10 protein-coding genes are annotated in these 13,813 nt (G+C 71.6%); 2 read left to right on the forward strand and 8 right to left on the reverse strand.

The features are described 5' to 3' along the window. Positions 1-131: 131 nt before the first annotated feature. Positions 132-1,754 carry an ABC-F family ATP-binding cassette domain-containing protein gene (locus tag ABTW72_RS00390; protein ID WP_350852181.1) on the reverse strand — a complete coding sequence of 541 codons (1,623 nt, stop codon included), beginning with the start codon at positions 1,752-1,754 and terminating at the stop codon, positions 132-134. Between the two features lie 210 nt (positions 1,755-1,964). Continuing rightward, positions 1,965-2,576 carry a TetR/AcrR family transcriptional regulator gene (locus tag ABTW72_RS00395; RefSeq protein WP_350852183.1) on the reverse strand — a complete coding sequence of 204 codons (612 nt, stop codon included), beginning with the start codon at positions 2,574-2,576 and terminating at the stop codon, positions 1,965-1,967. 132 nt (positions 2,577-2,708) lie between these two features. Here ABTW72_RS00395 and ABTW72_RS00400 point away from each other — a divergent pair, with 132 nt between their 5' ends. Next, the gene (locus ABTW72_RS00400) at positions 2,709-3,812 is read left to right on the forward strand and encodes an aldo/keto reductase (protein WP_350852185.1); all 1,104 of its coding nucleotides are present in this window, start codon (positions 2,709-2,711) and stop codon (positions 3,810-3,812) included. Between the two features lie 225 nt (positions 3,813-4,037). Here the strand turns inward: ABTW72_RS00400 and ABTW72_RS00405 are convergent, their stop codons facing one another. The 4 genes from ABTW72_RS00405 to ABTW72_RS00420 form a co-directional block, all read right to left on the reverse strand. After that, positions 4,038-5,030: an alpha/beta fold hydrolase gene (locus ABTW72_RS00405; protein ID WP_350852187.1), complete on the reverse strand. Its 993-nt coding sequence runs from the start codon at positions 5,028-5,030 to the stop codon at positions 4,038-4,040. 75 nt (positions 5,031-5,105) lie between these two features. Next, positions 5,106-6,002, reverse strand: coding sequence for an acetyltransferase (locus ABTW72_RS00410; protein WP_350852189.1), 897 nt, complete (start codon positions 6,000-6,002; stop codon positions 5,106-5,108). A 158-nt stretch (positions 6,003-6,160) separates the two neighbouring features. Continuing rightward, the gene (locus ABTW72_RS00415) at positions 6,161-7,360 is read right to left on the reverse strand and encodes a low temperature requirement protein A (protein WP_350852192.1); all 1,200 of its coding nucleotides are present in this window, start codon (positions 7,358-7,360) and stop codon (positions 6,161-6,163) included. A gap of 115 nt (positions 7,361-7,475) precedes the next feature. Then, positions 7,476-9,020, reverse strand: a complete 1,545-nt coding sequence (locus ABTW72_RS00420) for a flavin-containing monooxygenase (RefSeq protein ID WP_350852194.1) — start codon at positions 9,018-9,020, stop codon at positions 7,476-7,478. Positions 9,021-9,235: 215 nt separating this feature from the next. On the opposite strand from ABTW72_RS00420, the gene ABTW72_RS00425 reads away from it, so the two are divergent. Beyond that, on the forward strand, positions 9,236-10,198 hold the full coding sequence (locus tag ABTW72_RS00425; RefSeq protein WP_350852197.1) for an AraC family transcriptional regulator: 963 nt from the start codon (positions 9,236-9,238) through the stop codon (positions 10,196-10,198). A gap of 124 nt (positions 10,199-10,322) precedes the next feature. On the opposite strand, the gene ABTW72_RS00430 is transcribed toward ABTW72_RS00425, so the two are convergent. Then, entirely contained in the window at positions 10,323-11,759 is a 1,437-nt protein-coding gene (locus ABTW72_RS00430) for a rhamnulokinase (protein WP_350852200.1), read from the reverse strand. Next, a complete protein-coding gene (locus tag ABTW72_RS00435; RefSeq protein ID WP_350853909.1) occupies positions 11,759-13,792 on the reverse strand; it encodes a bifunctional aldolase/short-chain dehydrogenase in 2,034 nt (677 codons plus the stop codon). The genes ABTW72_RS00430 and ABTW72_RS00435 overlap by 1 nt, the downstream gene beginning before the upstream one ends. Positions 13,793-13,813: the final 21 nt, after the last annotated feature.

Consider the following 13,813-nt stretch of genomic DNA (forward strand, 5'->3'; position numbering starts at 1 on the left):
AGGCGCCCGAGAGGTCAACCCCCCGTTACGAAAACGTTTCCAACCCGTACCCGCTGATCCGCCGCCGCTGATCAAGAGGTTTTGCGTCACGCCACGCCGGGCGGGATGACGCCAACCTCTTGATCAACGCTCTAGGGGCGTGACAGCGGGAGGGGCAGCTCCCTGGCTGGCCAGCGGGAGCGGAGTCTACGGTCGTGGCTGGCCACGACGATGGCACCCGGGCCGGTGCCCAGGGCGTCCTCCAGCTCGTCGCAGAGCGTCGGCGAGAGGTGGTTGGTGGGCTCGTCGAGCAGGAGCAGCTCCGGCGGATCGGCGACGAGCACCGCCAGGGCGAGCCGACGGCGCTGCCCCACCGACAGGTCGGCCACCGGACGGTCGAGGTCCGCCGGGGCGAGCAGCCCGAGGGACGACAGCGGTACGACCTCGGCCCGCTCCACGCCGACGGCCGTGTCGAAGACCTGCCGGGCCGTCCGCCGCGCATCCGCGAAGACGCTGTCCTGGGCGAGCAGGCCGACCCGCAGCTCCGGTCGTCGCCAGAGCGCTCCGGCACCGACCAGATGGCCGGCGAGCACGGCGAGCAGAGTCGACTTGCCCGCGCCGTTGGGACCGGTCACCAACAGCCGATCGCGGGACTTCAGCTCCAGGTGCGCCAGCCGCAGTCGGCCGGGAACCTCCAGCCGGTCCGCCGTGACGATGACCCCGTCGCTGTCGCCGACGGCGAGCGCCGGCGCGTGGAAGCGCAACGGCTCCGACGGAACCGGCACGGGGTCGCGCTCGATCGTCTCCAGTCGACGGACGGCGTCGCGGACGCGACGGGAGATCTGGTTCTGGACGCGGCCGGCGGTGTGCCCGTACCCCATCTTCTCGCTGTCGCGCGGGCCCCGGCCGTGGGCGACCTGGTGCCCGGTCACGGCGGCGGCCTCGCGCAGGTCGGCGAGGAGCGCCTGCTCGTCGTCGTAGCGCCGCCGCCACCGTTGCGCCTCGGCGCGCTTCGCCGTCAGGTACGCGGTGTAGCCGCCGCCGAAGCGGACCGGCCCGTCGACCGCCGGGTCCAGGTCGATGAGATCGGTGCAGACCGCGTCCAGGAAGGCCCGGTCGTGACTGGCCGCCACGACCACCCCGGGCATGGCACGAAGCTGGTCCTCGCAGAACGCCGCCGCCGCGTCGAGATGGTTGGTGGGCTCGTCGAGCAGCAGCGCGCTCGGCCGGCGGATCAGCATCGCTGCGAGGGCGAGCCGGCCACGTTGCCCGCCGGAGAGCGCACCCACCATGCGGTCGTGGGGCAGCCCGCCGAGGCCGAGGCCGTCGAGGACCGTCCGGGCGCGCCGGTCGGCGTCCCAGGCGTCGCGGTCCTGGGCCCGCTCCAGCACCTCGCCGTACGCGGACAGCAGCCGGTCGTGCTGCTCGGTGCCCTCCGGCGAGGTGCCGAGCGCGTCGCCGATCCGGTCCAGCTCGGCGAGGTCGGCGCGAGCCTCGCGCAGCGCGTCGTCGAGGACCGCGGCGATGGTGGTGGATGCTCGGAAGGGCAGTTCCTGGTGGAGGAAGCCGACGTCCGGCGGACGCGTGACGGTGCCGGAGTCGGGTACGTCGACGCCGGCCAGGACCCGCAGCAGGGTCGTCTTGCCGGTGCCGTTCTCACCGATCAGGCCGATCCGGTGGCCGGGCGCGGCGGTCAGGGAGAGGCCGTCGAGCACCCGGCGGTCGCCGCGGACACGCACGAGGTCATGGGCGATGAGAGCAGGTCGAACAGACATGGGGGAACCTCGGAGAACGACGATCCGGGGCGCACACCGGCACCCCGGCGGAAGCAGGACATGACGACGGAGGCCGCGGCGACAAAGGCGCGATCACGCGCCCGTCGGCGGCCGGTCCGGGTGCTCACCCGGAGATGTCGTCGTCACCTGCCACGTCTGCTCCGATCTCCGTTCGGGCGCAAGAATAACGCGGCCGTCGCCGGCCTCGGCTCAGCTCCCGCCCGTCCGGGCGCCTGCCCGCAGCGAGTCGATGGTGAGGTCGAGGACGGCTTCGAGGTGGTCGATCTTTCCGGTGGAGAGCAGCAGCAGCACCCCGCCCTGGATGCCGGCGAGCAGTGCCGCGGCAGCCCGGTCGGCGTCGAGCTCCGGGTCGATGTCGCCGGTCGACTGCATGTGCCGGATGCCCTCGGTGATCGCCTTCTGCCAGCGCCACATGAGCCCGGTCACGATCGCCTGCGCGCCGGGGGCCCGCCGGCCGGTCTGGCCGAGCAGACCGTTGAGGGGGCACTTCACCCCCTGCGCGAGATACCGCTCGATAAGTCGGTCGCGCCAGGCGAACCAGGCCGGCCAGGACGTCAGGTTGCTCAGCATCGGCTCCTGGTCGATGAGCACCTGGTCCGCCTCGTGCTGGGCCACCGCGAGCAGCAATCCCTCCTTCCCGTCGGGGAAGTAGTGGAAGAGCTGGCCCTTGCTGGTGCCGGTGTGGGCCATCACATCCTCGAGGCGTACCTCGTCGACGCCGCGCTCGCGGACCTCGGCGGCGGCGCCGGCGACGATCCGCGCCCGGGTCGCCTCGCCCTTGCGGGTCAACGCCCGTGTCATGAGACCTCCTGGTCTGGACCTGCGGACCCAACCCTATCCCCGTTTTTGGACTTGCAGGTCCATTTTTGCCGAGCAAAGGTCTGGAACGCGCGGTCCGCAGCGGGCCGACACCACGATCGGGAGGGCACCACGATGAACCACTACTACCTGCTCGGGCGGTCCGGTCTGCGGGTGAGCCGGCTGGCGCTGGGCACGATGAACTTCGGCGTCGACGGGTTCCACGCCGCGTACGGCAGGACCGAGGAGGAGGCCGAGCCGATCTTCCGGCAGTACCTGGAGTCGGGCGGGAACTTCATCGACACGGCGGACTTCTACACCGCCGGCGAGAGCGAGACGATCCTCGGCCGTCTGATCGACCGGGCCGGCGTACGCGAGCGGCTCGTGCTCACCAGCAAGGCCACCAACACCGTCGACCCGTCCGACCCGAACGCCAGCGGCAACGGTCGCAAGCACATCATGCGGGCCGTGGAGGCGTCGCTGCGCCGGCTCGGCACCGACTACATCGACCTGTACCTGCTGCACACCTGGGACCGGATCACCCCGGTCGAGGAGGTCGTGCGCACCTTCGACGACCTGGTGCGCTCCGGCAAGATCCGCTACGCCGGGCTCTCCGACGTACCGGCCTGGTACGCGGCTCGGGCGCAGAGCTACGCCGAGGCGCACGGGCTGGCCCCGATGATCAACGTGCAGCTGCCGTACTCCCTGGTCACCCGGGACATCGAGGCGGAGTTCGTGACGATGGCCCAGACCCTGGGTATGGGCATCACCGCGTTCAGCCCGATCGGCGGCGGCCTCCTCACCGGCAAGTACCGGCGGACCAGCGAGGGACTGACCGGGACCGGCCGGCTGACCACCCCCAACGCCGCGGGTCGGGAGATCAGTCCCAGCGACTGGAAGGTCATCGAGGCCCTGGAGGGCGTGGCCGCCGACCTGGGTCGCAGCATGGCGCAGGTCGCGATCAACTGGGTGGCCACCCAGCCCGCCATCGGTTCGGTGATCATCGGCGCGAGCAGCCCCGAACAGCTCGCCAGCAACTTCGGTGCGCTCGACTTCGACATCCCGGCCGACGCCCGCCGCCAGCTCGAGGAGGCCAGCACCCCGAACGTCGGGCTGCCGTACGGCATGTTCACCCCGCAGTACCAGTCCTGGGTGGTGAGCCCCGGCCTCGGCATCGGCGACAAGCCGGCCGGCTACGCCCCTCCGGTCTTCAACGGCGCCACCCAGCCCACCAGGTAAGACCTCGCGCACAACAATCGCCCCCGCGCGACCCCGCCCCCCTCCCCCTCCCCCCGCCCGCGACCCCGCCCCGCCCCGCCCCCGCCCCGCCCCGCCGATCTTGCACTTACTGTCCCGACATAAGGGGCATCCCACTCATGTCGACAACCGAAAGTGCAAGATCGGCGGGGCGGGGCCGGGGGCGGGACGGCGGCGGGGCGGGGGGCGGGACGGCGAGGGGCGGGGCTACCGCTGGGTTGGTGCGTTGTCCGCCGTCGCAGGGCTTGGTTCCGGCACCGTCTCCCCCTCGTAGAGCGCGACGTACCGGCGGCGCCACTCCTCACCGTCGGTGCCGAGGGCGGCGAGGTTGAGGGTGTTGTGTTCGACGCCCAACGTCTCCGGCAGGGTGCACACCCGCAGCGTTACCGCGTTCGCGTCGGCGATCCGGCGCGGCACGTCGACCGCTGCCCTGAGGTCCACCACGCCGTCGAGCGGGCTGATCGCGACCGCCGCGGTCCGCAGACCGGTCCGCCGGGGCGGATTCGGCAGGCTTCGAGCGATCGTCAGGTACTGGGTGACCGCGGCGAGCGAGTATCCGCGCGACGTGACGCGGTCCCGGAGAACGCGACGCCCGTACAGCACGATGAGCGGTTTCACCGCGTAGGCCGGCGCCTGTCGCGGATTCGGACCGAAGAACGGCGACAGCAACAGCAGATGCCGTACGACGTTGCCCGGCACCTGGGCCAGCCAGGCGGCCAGCACGGCACCCCCGGAGATCCCCACGACGCCGACCTCGTCTCCCAGAGCCGCCGCGACGGCCCAGCCCTGCGCGGCGTAGGTCGTCAGCTCACCGGCCTCGACCCGGTGGTGGGCCCGCCGGTCGACGGTCCCGTGCCGGGGCGCCCGGGGAACCCAGACGTTGTATCCACTGTCGAAGAACTCCTCGGCCAACCCCGCGTACTGCTCGGGCGCGAGGGTGTACCCGTGCAACAGCAGTACGGCCCGTCCGGTACGGGAACCGTGGCTCAGCAAGCGGCTGCGTGACTCCGGCCGGACCTCCGGATCGGCCGTCTCGGCGGCGATGATGGCCGCTGCGGCACGGGTTGCCGTGTCGAAGTCGAGCGGTCGGGCCGGTGCGACCCGTAGCCCACGGCGGCCCACCGGCCAGAGGTAGAGCCCGGCGACCGCCGCCCCGACGAGCGCCAACCCGCCGACGAGAAGCGCGATGATCTCCGGCATGGTCAGATGCTGACAGGGGTCGCGCTCGACGCCGGCTGAGGGGGTGCGCCCGGGTGACCGGGCGCACCCGGTCAGCTATTCCTGGCTGTTCGGCGGCGCGAAGACGACCCGGGAGCGCAACTGCCGGAAGCCGGTCCGCTCCAACTCCGCCAGCACCGTCACCCGGTGCGATTCCACGTCGGCGATGACCTCGCGGGCACCGCCGGCGGCCAGCACCCGGACCGCCTCGGCCAACAGCTCGGGCCGGGCCGCCTCGTCGAGGAGGCCGAGATAGGCGAGCAGGGGGTAGCAGGCGTCTCCGGCCGTGCCGACCAGCCCGACCGGGTTGCCGGCCGTCAGGGCGATACGCCACTCCTCGGTGTTCTCGCCCAACCAGGCCAGCGGGCCGGTGGCGAGGTCGACGCCACCGACCACCCGGGCGATCTCGACGCCGGTCAGCACGTCCGGCTCGGCGACCCTGGCGACCAGGGCCTTGACCTCCGCCACGTCGACGGGGGCGCGGAAGTCGTACCGCCCGGAGGATGCCGGCAGAGGGGTGCCCGTCCAGGAACAGCGGAGCCGCTCCCCCCGCTCGACCAGCCCGGCGAGCCGGGCGGCCTCCATGGGTGCCCGCACCACGGCCAGCACCTCGGGCCGACGCCGCCAGTGCGCCGGCAGTGCGGCGTAGTACAGACCGGGACCGCCCAGTGCCTCGTGGGCGGCGCGCAGCAGCTCGGCGCCCACCTCCGGCTCGGCGTCCAGATCGAACCGGTCCAACCAGGGGGCACCGACGGCGCCCGGCGGAAGGAGCCAGGCGGCCCGGCCCACCAACCGGCCGGCGCGCAGTGCGACCCAGGTGTTCTCGGGACGGTAGCCGCCGCCGGCGATCCCGTCGGCGTACGCGACCTGGCGTAGTTGGGGCAGCGGATCAGGCATGGAGTCGAACAGGTTTTCCTCGCCCGCGACGAGCGGACGGATGACCAGATCAGTCATGGGTCGGACCTCCGGGAAGCGCGCGCCCCGGATCAGATCCGCGCGGACGCCGGAGCGCGGAGGGGGCGCAGAACATCGGACATTGTTCTGACCTCCTTCCCGCTCGACGGCGTGCCCGACGACCCTACGCGGACCGGTCGCCGACTCGCAACGGGTCGTCACAGCGTCGGGTTGGTCTCCGACCCACGCTTGTGGGCACGCTGGTCGTACACGGTGATGCCGGCCAGGATCACCGCCGCGACGGCCGCGACGGCGATCGGCGGGAGCAGCACCATCGGCGGGGCCGCCACGACCAGCGCCACCGCGCCGAAGTACAGCGCCCGACACCGCGGGGCGGACCGGTCCTCCTTCTCCAGGGCGCTCCGCCCGATCAGGAACAGCACCGGGCCGCCGAAGATGATGGCCACCAGAGCCCAGTCGATCGGCGGGTGCGGATCCTCGATGACCTGACCGAAACCGACGGCGGTGCAGATGATGCCACCGACGATCAACAGCAGGCTGTAGCTCGCAAACCGCGACAGCTGGATCCCCTCCCCGCTCGGGGTCGAGGCGTGGCCGGATCTGACGTGGTAGAAGTAGATCCGCCAGAACGAGACGACCGCCACGAACGAGGCGACGAGGGCGATGGTTCCCTCGGTGGTGAAGCCCGGGAAGCTGACCGCCGCGCCGGCCTCGAGCACCACCTCGGCGAGAGCGATCATGAAGAACTGGTTGTACCGCTCGGCGAGATGCTCCTGCGAGACGGTGACCCCTGAGCTGGTGAGCTGTCTGCTGCCCATCCGGGGCAGGGGGTAGGTGGTGGCGGCGCCGATCAGCTCGATGGCGAGAGCGAGGGTCCAGAAGACACCCCGGCCGAGACCACCACTGATGCCGCCACTGATCCAGAGCACGCTGGACGCCAGGTGCCAGGTCAGCACCCGGAGCGCGAACGCCCGGCCCGCGTGGCCGCGCAGGGCGAACGACAGGAACAGCGGTCGACCGACCTGGATGACGACGTAGGTGCAGGCGAACACGACGCCGCGTTGGCCGAAGGCCTGCGGCAGGGTGACCGCCAGCACCAGCGTGCCGAACATCGTCGCCAGCAGGACGACCTGCAGATCGGGGCGCCGGGGATCGTAGGTGCTCGCCAGTAGGGCGTTGAGCGACCAGATCATCCACATCGCCGTGAAGAACAGGACGGTCTGGCCCGCTTCCGACAGCAGTGTGTGCCGGACGATGGTCAGGTCGTCCGCGACCCGCCCGGCGAGGCGGGCCAGCGCGAAGACGTAGACGATGTCGAACAGCAGTTCCAGGACGGTCGCCGAGCGGGGGCTCCTGCTGTCCCCGAGACCACGAAAGAACTCGGTGCGCGTCAGCACGGACGGCGAGACAGCTCAGCCGGCCAGGGCCGCCGGCACGGGCACACCACCGTGGTGACCCTGTTCCGCTGCCATCGTCCCCGAGCCTCCCTCGCCCACCGGCCCCACATGATCCCTATCTGCGTATTTTATCCATCTTTATCGGGTCTCCGTCGCTGATGGCGGATACCGGGTCGGCGGTACGCCGGATCATCTCTGCCGTCACCCCGCGGTACGAGCCCGGGTCGACGGGGAGCAGCCACTGCCTGGCCCGGGTCAGCGGGCCGACGTTGAGCCCCAACTCGTCCAGCACCTCGTCGACGTTGTGCATCGAGAACGGAATGATGTTCGTGCCGCGAGCGTGCCGGCCGTTGGTGCGCTTCGTCATCCAGAACAGCCGGGCGCGCACCTCGTCGCGCATCCGGACCTCGGTCGGCAGCGTGATGCCACCCCGCAGGTACGCGGCCGTCCAGACCGCCGCCATCTCCGCGCTGAGCGGGCTGAAGAACGACGAGTTGTAGCCGGCGAACGTCAACCGCGGTACGCCGATCGGCAGGATCTGCCGGTAGAGCATGAAGTTACCGGCGTCGTCCTGGAGCCGGGCGTGCAACGCGTCGTCGAAGAACGGCACGTGCTGGCGGAAGCCGGTGCCACAGATCACCAGATCGGCGGGGAGCACCGTGCCGTCGGCCAGGCGGGCGGCGGGCCGGCCACCGTCGTCGACCAGCAACTCGGTGATCACCTGATCCCGGTGCACGGCGATGCGGCCGTCGGTGACCCGTTCGAAGAAGCCCTCGGTGACGAGGCTGACCGTGCTGCGGGCGATGTCCTCGAAGCTGCCGTTGGGCACCAGACCCAGCTCGCGCAGCTTGAACTGCCGGGTCGCGACCGAGCCGACGCTGTCGACCATGCGCTGGCGCAGACCGTTCCCCGGGCCGTGCAGGAACCGCTCGAAGCCCCTCAGGTGCAGGTAGCGGAAGAGCGCCTCACCCATCCGGGTGAGCAGCAGGTACTTGTAGTTGACCGCTCCACCGAGCTTGCGGGGCATCTTCCAGAGCAACTGACGAGCCACCACGTGGGTCTGGGCGGCGACCTCGCTCACCGGGACCGCCACGTCGCAGGACGACTTGCCGTACCCGACCACGAGGACGTTCTTACCTCGGGCCGCTTCGATGTCGTGGAACTCCCCCGTTGCCAGCACGCGCCCTCCGGCGGCGGCGAAACTCGCGTGCCCGGCGAAGGACGGGACGAGCGGGTCGGAGAAGATGCCGTTGGCCACGATCAGGTGGTCGTACCGTTCCACGGTCAGCGGGTCCTGCGCGCCCGCCGGCCGCGAGGTGACCAGCCACCCGGTCTCGTCGTTGACCAGCTCGGCCGAGGTGACCTCCGTGGACAGGCGCAGCGCGCTGGCCAGCCCGAACTTCTCCACGTAGCTCTCCAGGTACCGCTGGACCTGCTCTCCCGACGGCCACTGCGGGTAGTCGGCGGGCATCGGCAGGTCGGAGAGGTGGTAGGTGCCCTTGTCGTTCTGGGTGTGCAGGCCGGGGTATCGCCGGGTACGACTCCACACCCCACCGACGTCGGGCGCGCGCTCGAACACGGTGACGTCGAATCCGCTCTGGCGCAGCACCTTCGCGGCGCTCACACCGGCGAATCCGGCACCGACGACGGCAATCCTCATGATCTCCTCCGAAGGACGTACGAACCGTGCCGGCGCTGACCGCCCGCGGTGGTCGCACGCTAGCCAGCAGGCCGGGACTGTCGCTATCCGCTCGACGCGGGCGCTGTCCGCGCTCCGCAGCCGGACCCTTTTCCTGTCGGGTCGACGGCTTTCCGGTCTGGCCCGGGCCGGTCACGCCTTACGGTCAGCGCGACGGGACGCCCGGGAGGTGTCGGATGGATGCGGTGACGGTCCGGACGGACGACGTCGACCGGGCTCGCGCCGAGGTGGGTCGGGTCTTCTGTCCACACCGGCTCACCCCGCAGGCGGGTGTGCACACCGTGCGACTGCGGATGGCGGCTCGCCGGGCGGGCGGGGTGGGCGTCATCGACCTGGACTACGGGCAGGCGGTGCGCATCCAACCGCCCGCGTTGGAGACCTTCTACCTCGTCCAGATCCCCAGCGCCGGCAGCACGATGGTCCGGCACGCCGGTCAGACCGTGACCTCGACCCCGGACGTCGCCTCGGTGCTGTCGCCGTACGACTCCTCGGACATGCGGTGGTCCGAGGGATCGCCCCACCGGATCTTCTACGCCGACCGGCGCGCCGTCGACCGGGAACTCGCCCGCCTGCTGGGCCACCCGGTGGACGAGCCGGTCCGCCTCGACGTCGGCATGGTCATGACCACGCCGACCGCGCAGGCGTGGGCGCGCGGGGTGGCGTTCCTCGCCGACGAGCTGTCCCAGCCGGCCGACGCGTCCCTGTTCGACCACCCGCAGGTAGCCGCCCGTTTCGAACAGGGGCTCATCGGCAAGCTGCTGCTGGCCCATCGGCACAGCCACTCCCACCTGCTGGTCGAGCCGGGCCAGCACGCCCACCCCGGGCGTCTCGTCCGCCGGGCCTGCGCCCTGATCTCCGAACACCACGGGGAGGCGCTGACCGTCGGTGACGTCGCCGAGGCGCTACGGGTGAGCGTACGAACACTTCAGGACTGTTTCCGCCGTGAGTTGCAGACCACCCCGACGGCGTACCTGCGGGCCTGCCGGCTCGACGCGGCGCACCGCACGCTCCGCTCGGCCGCGCCGGGGGCGTCCGTGACCACTGTTGCCCTGCAACACGGCTTCGTGCACCTCGGTCGGTTCGCGACCGAGTATCGGAGCCGCTTCGGTGAGACGCCGTCCACCACCCTGCGTCGGTGACGAGCGATTCAGACCGCCCGGACCACGCAGATCCGGGCGCCCAGGCGTGGACCCGCCTCGTAGATCGTGGAGCCCACGCCGCCGTCGGCGCCGAAGCGTGCTGAACCCGGGACCGCCCGCCCGCTCAGTCCGCCCATCCGAGCCGTCGGGCGGCGGCGCGCCACGCCGTCGCGTCGGGGCGTGGCTCATACCGCACGATCTGTTGGGTCGCGCGCAGCACGGACCGCAGCTCGGCCAGGCCACCGCCGATCACGCCGAGGGTCCGAGCCTGCACCAGGGCGTTGCCCAGGGCGGTCGCCTCGACCGGCCCGGCGAGGACCGGCAGGCCGCAGGCGTCGGCGGTGAGCTGACAGAGCAGGTCGTTGCGGGCGCCGCCGCCGACGACGTGCACCGCGTCGACGTGCCGACCGGAGAGCTGCTGCGCTTGCTGGACGGCGCGCTGGTGCGCCAACGCGAGGCTGTCCAGGATGCACCGGACGGTCGCCGCCGGGTGCTCCGGCACCGGCTCGCCGGTACGCCGACACGTCTCGGCGATGCGGGCGGGCAGGTCACCGGGTGGCAGGAACGTGGGGTCGTCAGGATCCACCACGGACCGGAACGCCGGCTGGTCGGCCGCCTGACGGAGCAGGGCGGGCAGGTCCGTGGTGCCCCAGGTACGCAGTGACTCCTGCAGCGGCCAGAGGCCCATCACGTTACGGAGGTAGCGGAACGTGCCGTCGACGCCGGATTCGTTCGTGAAGTTGGCCCGCCGGCTCGCCTCGGTGAGCACCGGAGCGTCCAGCTCGACGCCGACCAGCGACCAGGTGCCGCAGGAGATGTAGGCGAAGTGCTCACCCACCGCCGGCACTCCCACCACGGCCGAGGCCGTGTCGTGCGATCCCACCGCCACCACCTCCGGCGTTCCGGGCAGATCGAGCGTGGGCAGCACGGGGCCGATCCGGGTTCCCGGCTCGCGCAGTGGCGGGAACATCTCGCCGCGGATCCCCGCGTCGGCCATCAGGTCGGTGGCCCAGGTGCGGCGACGCAGGTCGTACAGCTGGGTGGTGGAGGCGTTGGTTACCTCCGCGCCGATCACACCGGTGAGCCAGTAGGCGATGAGGTCCGGGATCAGCAGCAGCCGGTGCGCGGCCTCCAGCTGAGGCGTTCCGGCGGCGGCGGCGAGCTGGTAGAGGGTGTTGAACGGCAGGTGTTGCAGCCCGGTCGTGGCATACAGCCGCGCCGGGCCGAGCTGCTTCGCCACCCGGTCACCGACGCCCTCGGTACGCCTGTCGCGGTAGTGCACCGGGTTGCCGAGCAGAGCACCGGTGGCGTCGAGCAACCCGTAGTCCACCGCCCAGGTGTCGATGCCGAGACCGGCGACCGGACCGGCGGAGCGCAGCCCCTCCAGGACGCCCCGGTAGAGCGCCAGGACGTCCCAGTGCAGGGTGCCCGCGACCCGCACCGGATCGTTGCGGAACCGGTGCGCCTCGGTCAGCTCCAGCGATTCGGGCCCGACACGAGCGAGCATGACCCGGCCGCTGGACGCGCCCACGTCCACGGCGGCCAGTCGCACGGCCGTCATCAGCGAAGGAAGGCCGCAGCGACCCCGGCGTCCACCGGGATGTGCAGCCCCGTGGTGTGCGACAGCTCGCCGCCGGTGAGCACGAAGACCGCGTTGGCGACGTGCTCGGGCAGCACCTCGCGCTTGAGCAGCGTGCGCTGGGCGTAGAACTCGCCCAGCTTCTCCTCCGGCACGCCGTAGACGGCGGCCCGCTGCGCACCCCAGCCCCCGGCGAAGATGCCGGAGCCGCGGACCACCCCGTCCGGGTTGACACCGTTGACCCGGATGCCGTGGCCGCCCAGTTCGGCGGCGAGCAGGCGGACCTGGTGCGCCTGGTCGGCCTTGGCCGCGCCGTACGCCACGTTGTTCGGGCCGGCGAACAGCGAGTTCTTGCTGGAGATGTAGACGATGTCCCCGCCCATCCCCTGCGCCAGCAGCACCCGTGCGGCCTCCCGCGAGACGAGGAAGGAGCCCTTGGCCATCACGTCGTGCTGGACGTCCCAGTCCGCCTCGGTCGTCTCGAGCAGCGACCTGGACAGCGAGAGCCCGGCATTGTTCACGACCAGGTCCACTCCGCCGAAGGCGAGCACCGCGTCGCGCAGGGCGTTCGCGACGGCCGTACCGTCGCTGACATCGACGGCGACGGCGACCGCCACGTCGGTGCCGCCGATCTCCGTGGCGACGGTGCCGGCCGCCTCGGCGTCGCGGTCGGCGACCACGACGCACGCGCCCTCCGCGGCGAGCCGGTGGGCGATGGCCCGGCCGATGCCGGAGCCGCCGCCGGTGACGAACGCGATCCGCGTGGCGAGGGCCTTCGGCTTCGGCATCCGCTGAAGTTTCGCCTCCTCCAACGCCCAGTACTCGATCCGAAACTTCTCGGCCTCGTCGATCGGCGCGTAGCGCGACACCGACTCCGCACCGCGCATCACGTTGATGGCGTTGACGTAGAACTCGCCGGCGACCCGGGCGGTCTGCTTGGTGGCACCGAAACTGAACATGCCCACGCCCGGCAGCAGCACGACCGCAGGGTCGGCACCACGCATCGCGGGGCTGTCCGGACCGGCGTGCCGCTCGTAGTACGCGCGGTAGTCGTCACGGTAGGCCGCGTGCAGCTCGCTGAGGCGGGTGAGCACGGCCTCGACGGGGGCGGTGGGCGGCAGGTCGAGCACCATCGGACGGACCTTGGTACGCAGGAAGTGGTCCGGGCAGGAGGTGCCGAGGGCGGCGAGTGCGGTGTGCTTCTCCCGCGCGACGAAGTCGAGCACCACGTCACTGTCATCGAAGTGGCCCACCTGCGGCCGGTCGGTGGACGCCAGACCCCGCAGCACCGGGAACAGCGCCGCCGCCCGACGCCGACGTTCGTCCGGTGGCAGCGGCTCGTAGCCGGCGATGACCGGGCCGAGCGGTTCCGCCTGGCCCCGCTCGTCGAGGAACGCCTGGGCGTCCCGGATCATCTCCAGCGAGTTGCGTTCGCACTCGTCGCTGGTCGCGCCCCAGGCCGTGATGCCGTGCCCGCCGAGGATCACACCGATCGCGCGTGGGTTGGCTCGCGCCGCCGCGGCGATGTCGAGGCCGAGTTGGAAACCGGGTCGTCGCCAGGGAATCCACAGCACCCGGTCGCCGAAGATCTCCTTGGTCAGCTCCGGCCCGTCCTCGGCGGTGGCGATCGCGATTCCGGCGTCGGGGTGCAGGTGGTCGACATGGGCGGCGTCGACGAGGCCGTGCATGGCGGTGTCGATGGACGGCGCGGCACCGCCTCGGCCGTGCAGGCAGTAGTCGAACGCGGCGACCATCTCGTCCTCCCGCTCCACGCCGGGGTAGACGTCGGCGAGGGCGCGCAGTCGGTCCAGCCGTAGCGCGGCCAACCCGGACGCGGTGAGCGTGCCGAGGTCACCGCCGGAGCCCTTGACCCAGAGCAGCTCGACCGGACCGCCGGTGGCCGGGTCGGTGGCCGCACCCTTGGCCGAGGTGTTGCCCCCGGCGTAGTTCGTGGTGGTCGGGTCAGCGCCGAGCCGGTTGCTGCGCGCGATCAGCGCCTGAACCTCGGATTGCATGGTCCTCACGTCCTCAGTCTG

Source organism: Micromonospora sp. NPDC127501, assembly GCF_040302185.1.
GTDB lineage: Bacteria > Actinomycetota > Actinomycetes > Mycobacteriales > Micromonosporaceae > Micromonospora.

Coding starts and splice junctions, on each gene's coding strand:
- ABTW72_RS00390 (WP_350852181.1), bottom strand. CDS start 1,754: ATGTCTGTTCGACCTGCTCTCATCGCCCATGACCTCGTGCGTGTCCGC.
- ABTW72_RS00395 (WP_350852183.1), bottom strand. CDS start 2,576: ATGACACGGGCGTTGACCCGCAAGGGCGAGGCGACCCGGGCGCGGATC.
- ABTW72_RS00400 (WP_350852185.1), top strand. CDS start 2,709: ATGAACCACTACTACCTGCTCGGGCGGTCCGGTCTGCGGGTGAGCCGG.
- ABTW72_RS00405 (WP_350852187.1), bottom strand. CDS start 5,030: ATGCCGGAGATCATCGCGCTTCTCGTCGGCGGGTTGGCGCTCGTCGGG.
- ABTW72_RS00410 (WP_350852189.1), bottom strand. CDS start 6,002: ATGACTGATCTGGTCATCCGTCCGCTCGTCGCGGGCGAGGAAAACCTG.
- ABTW72_RS00420 (WP_350852194.1), bottom strand. CDS start 9,020: ATGAGGATTGCCGTCGTCGGTGCCGGATTCGCCGGTGTGAGCGCCGCG.
- ABTW72_RS00425 (WP_350852197.1), top strand. CDS start 9,236: ATGGATGCGGTGACGGTCCGGACGGACGACGTCGACCGGGCTCGCGCC.
- ABTW72_RS00430 (WP_350852200.1), bottom strand. CDS start 11,759: ATGACGGCCGTGCGACTGGCCGCCGTGGACGTGGGCGCGTCCAGCGGC.
- ABTW72_RS00435 (WP_350853909.1), bottom strand. CDS start 13,792: ATGCAATCCGAGGTTCAGGCGCTGATCGCGCGCAGCAACCGGCTCGGC.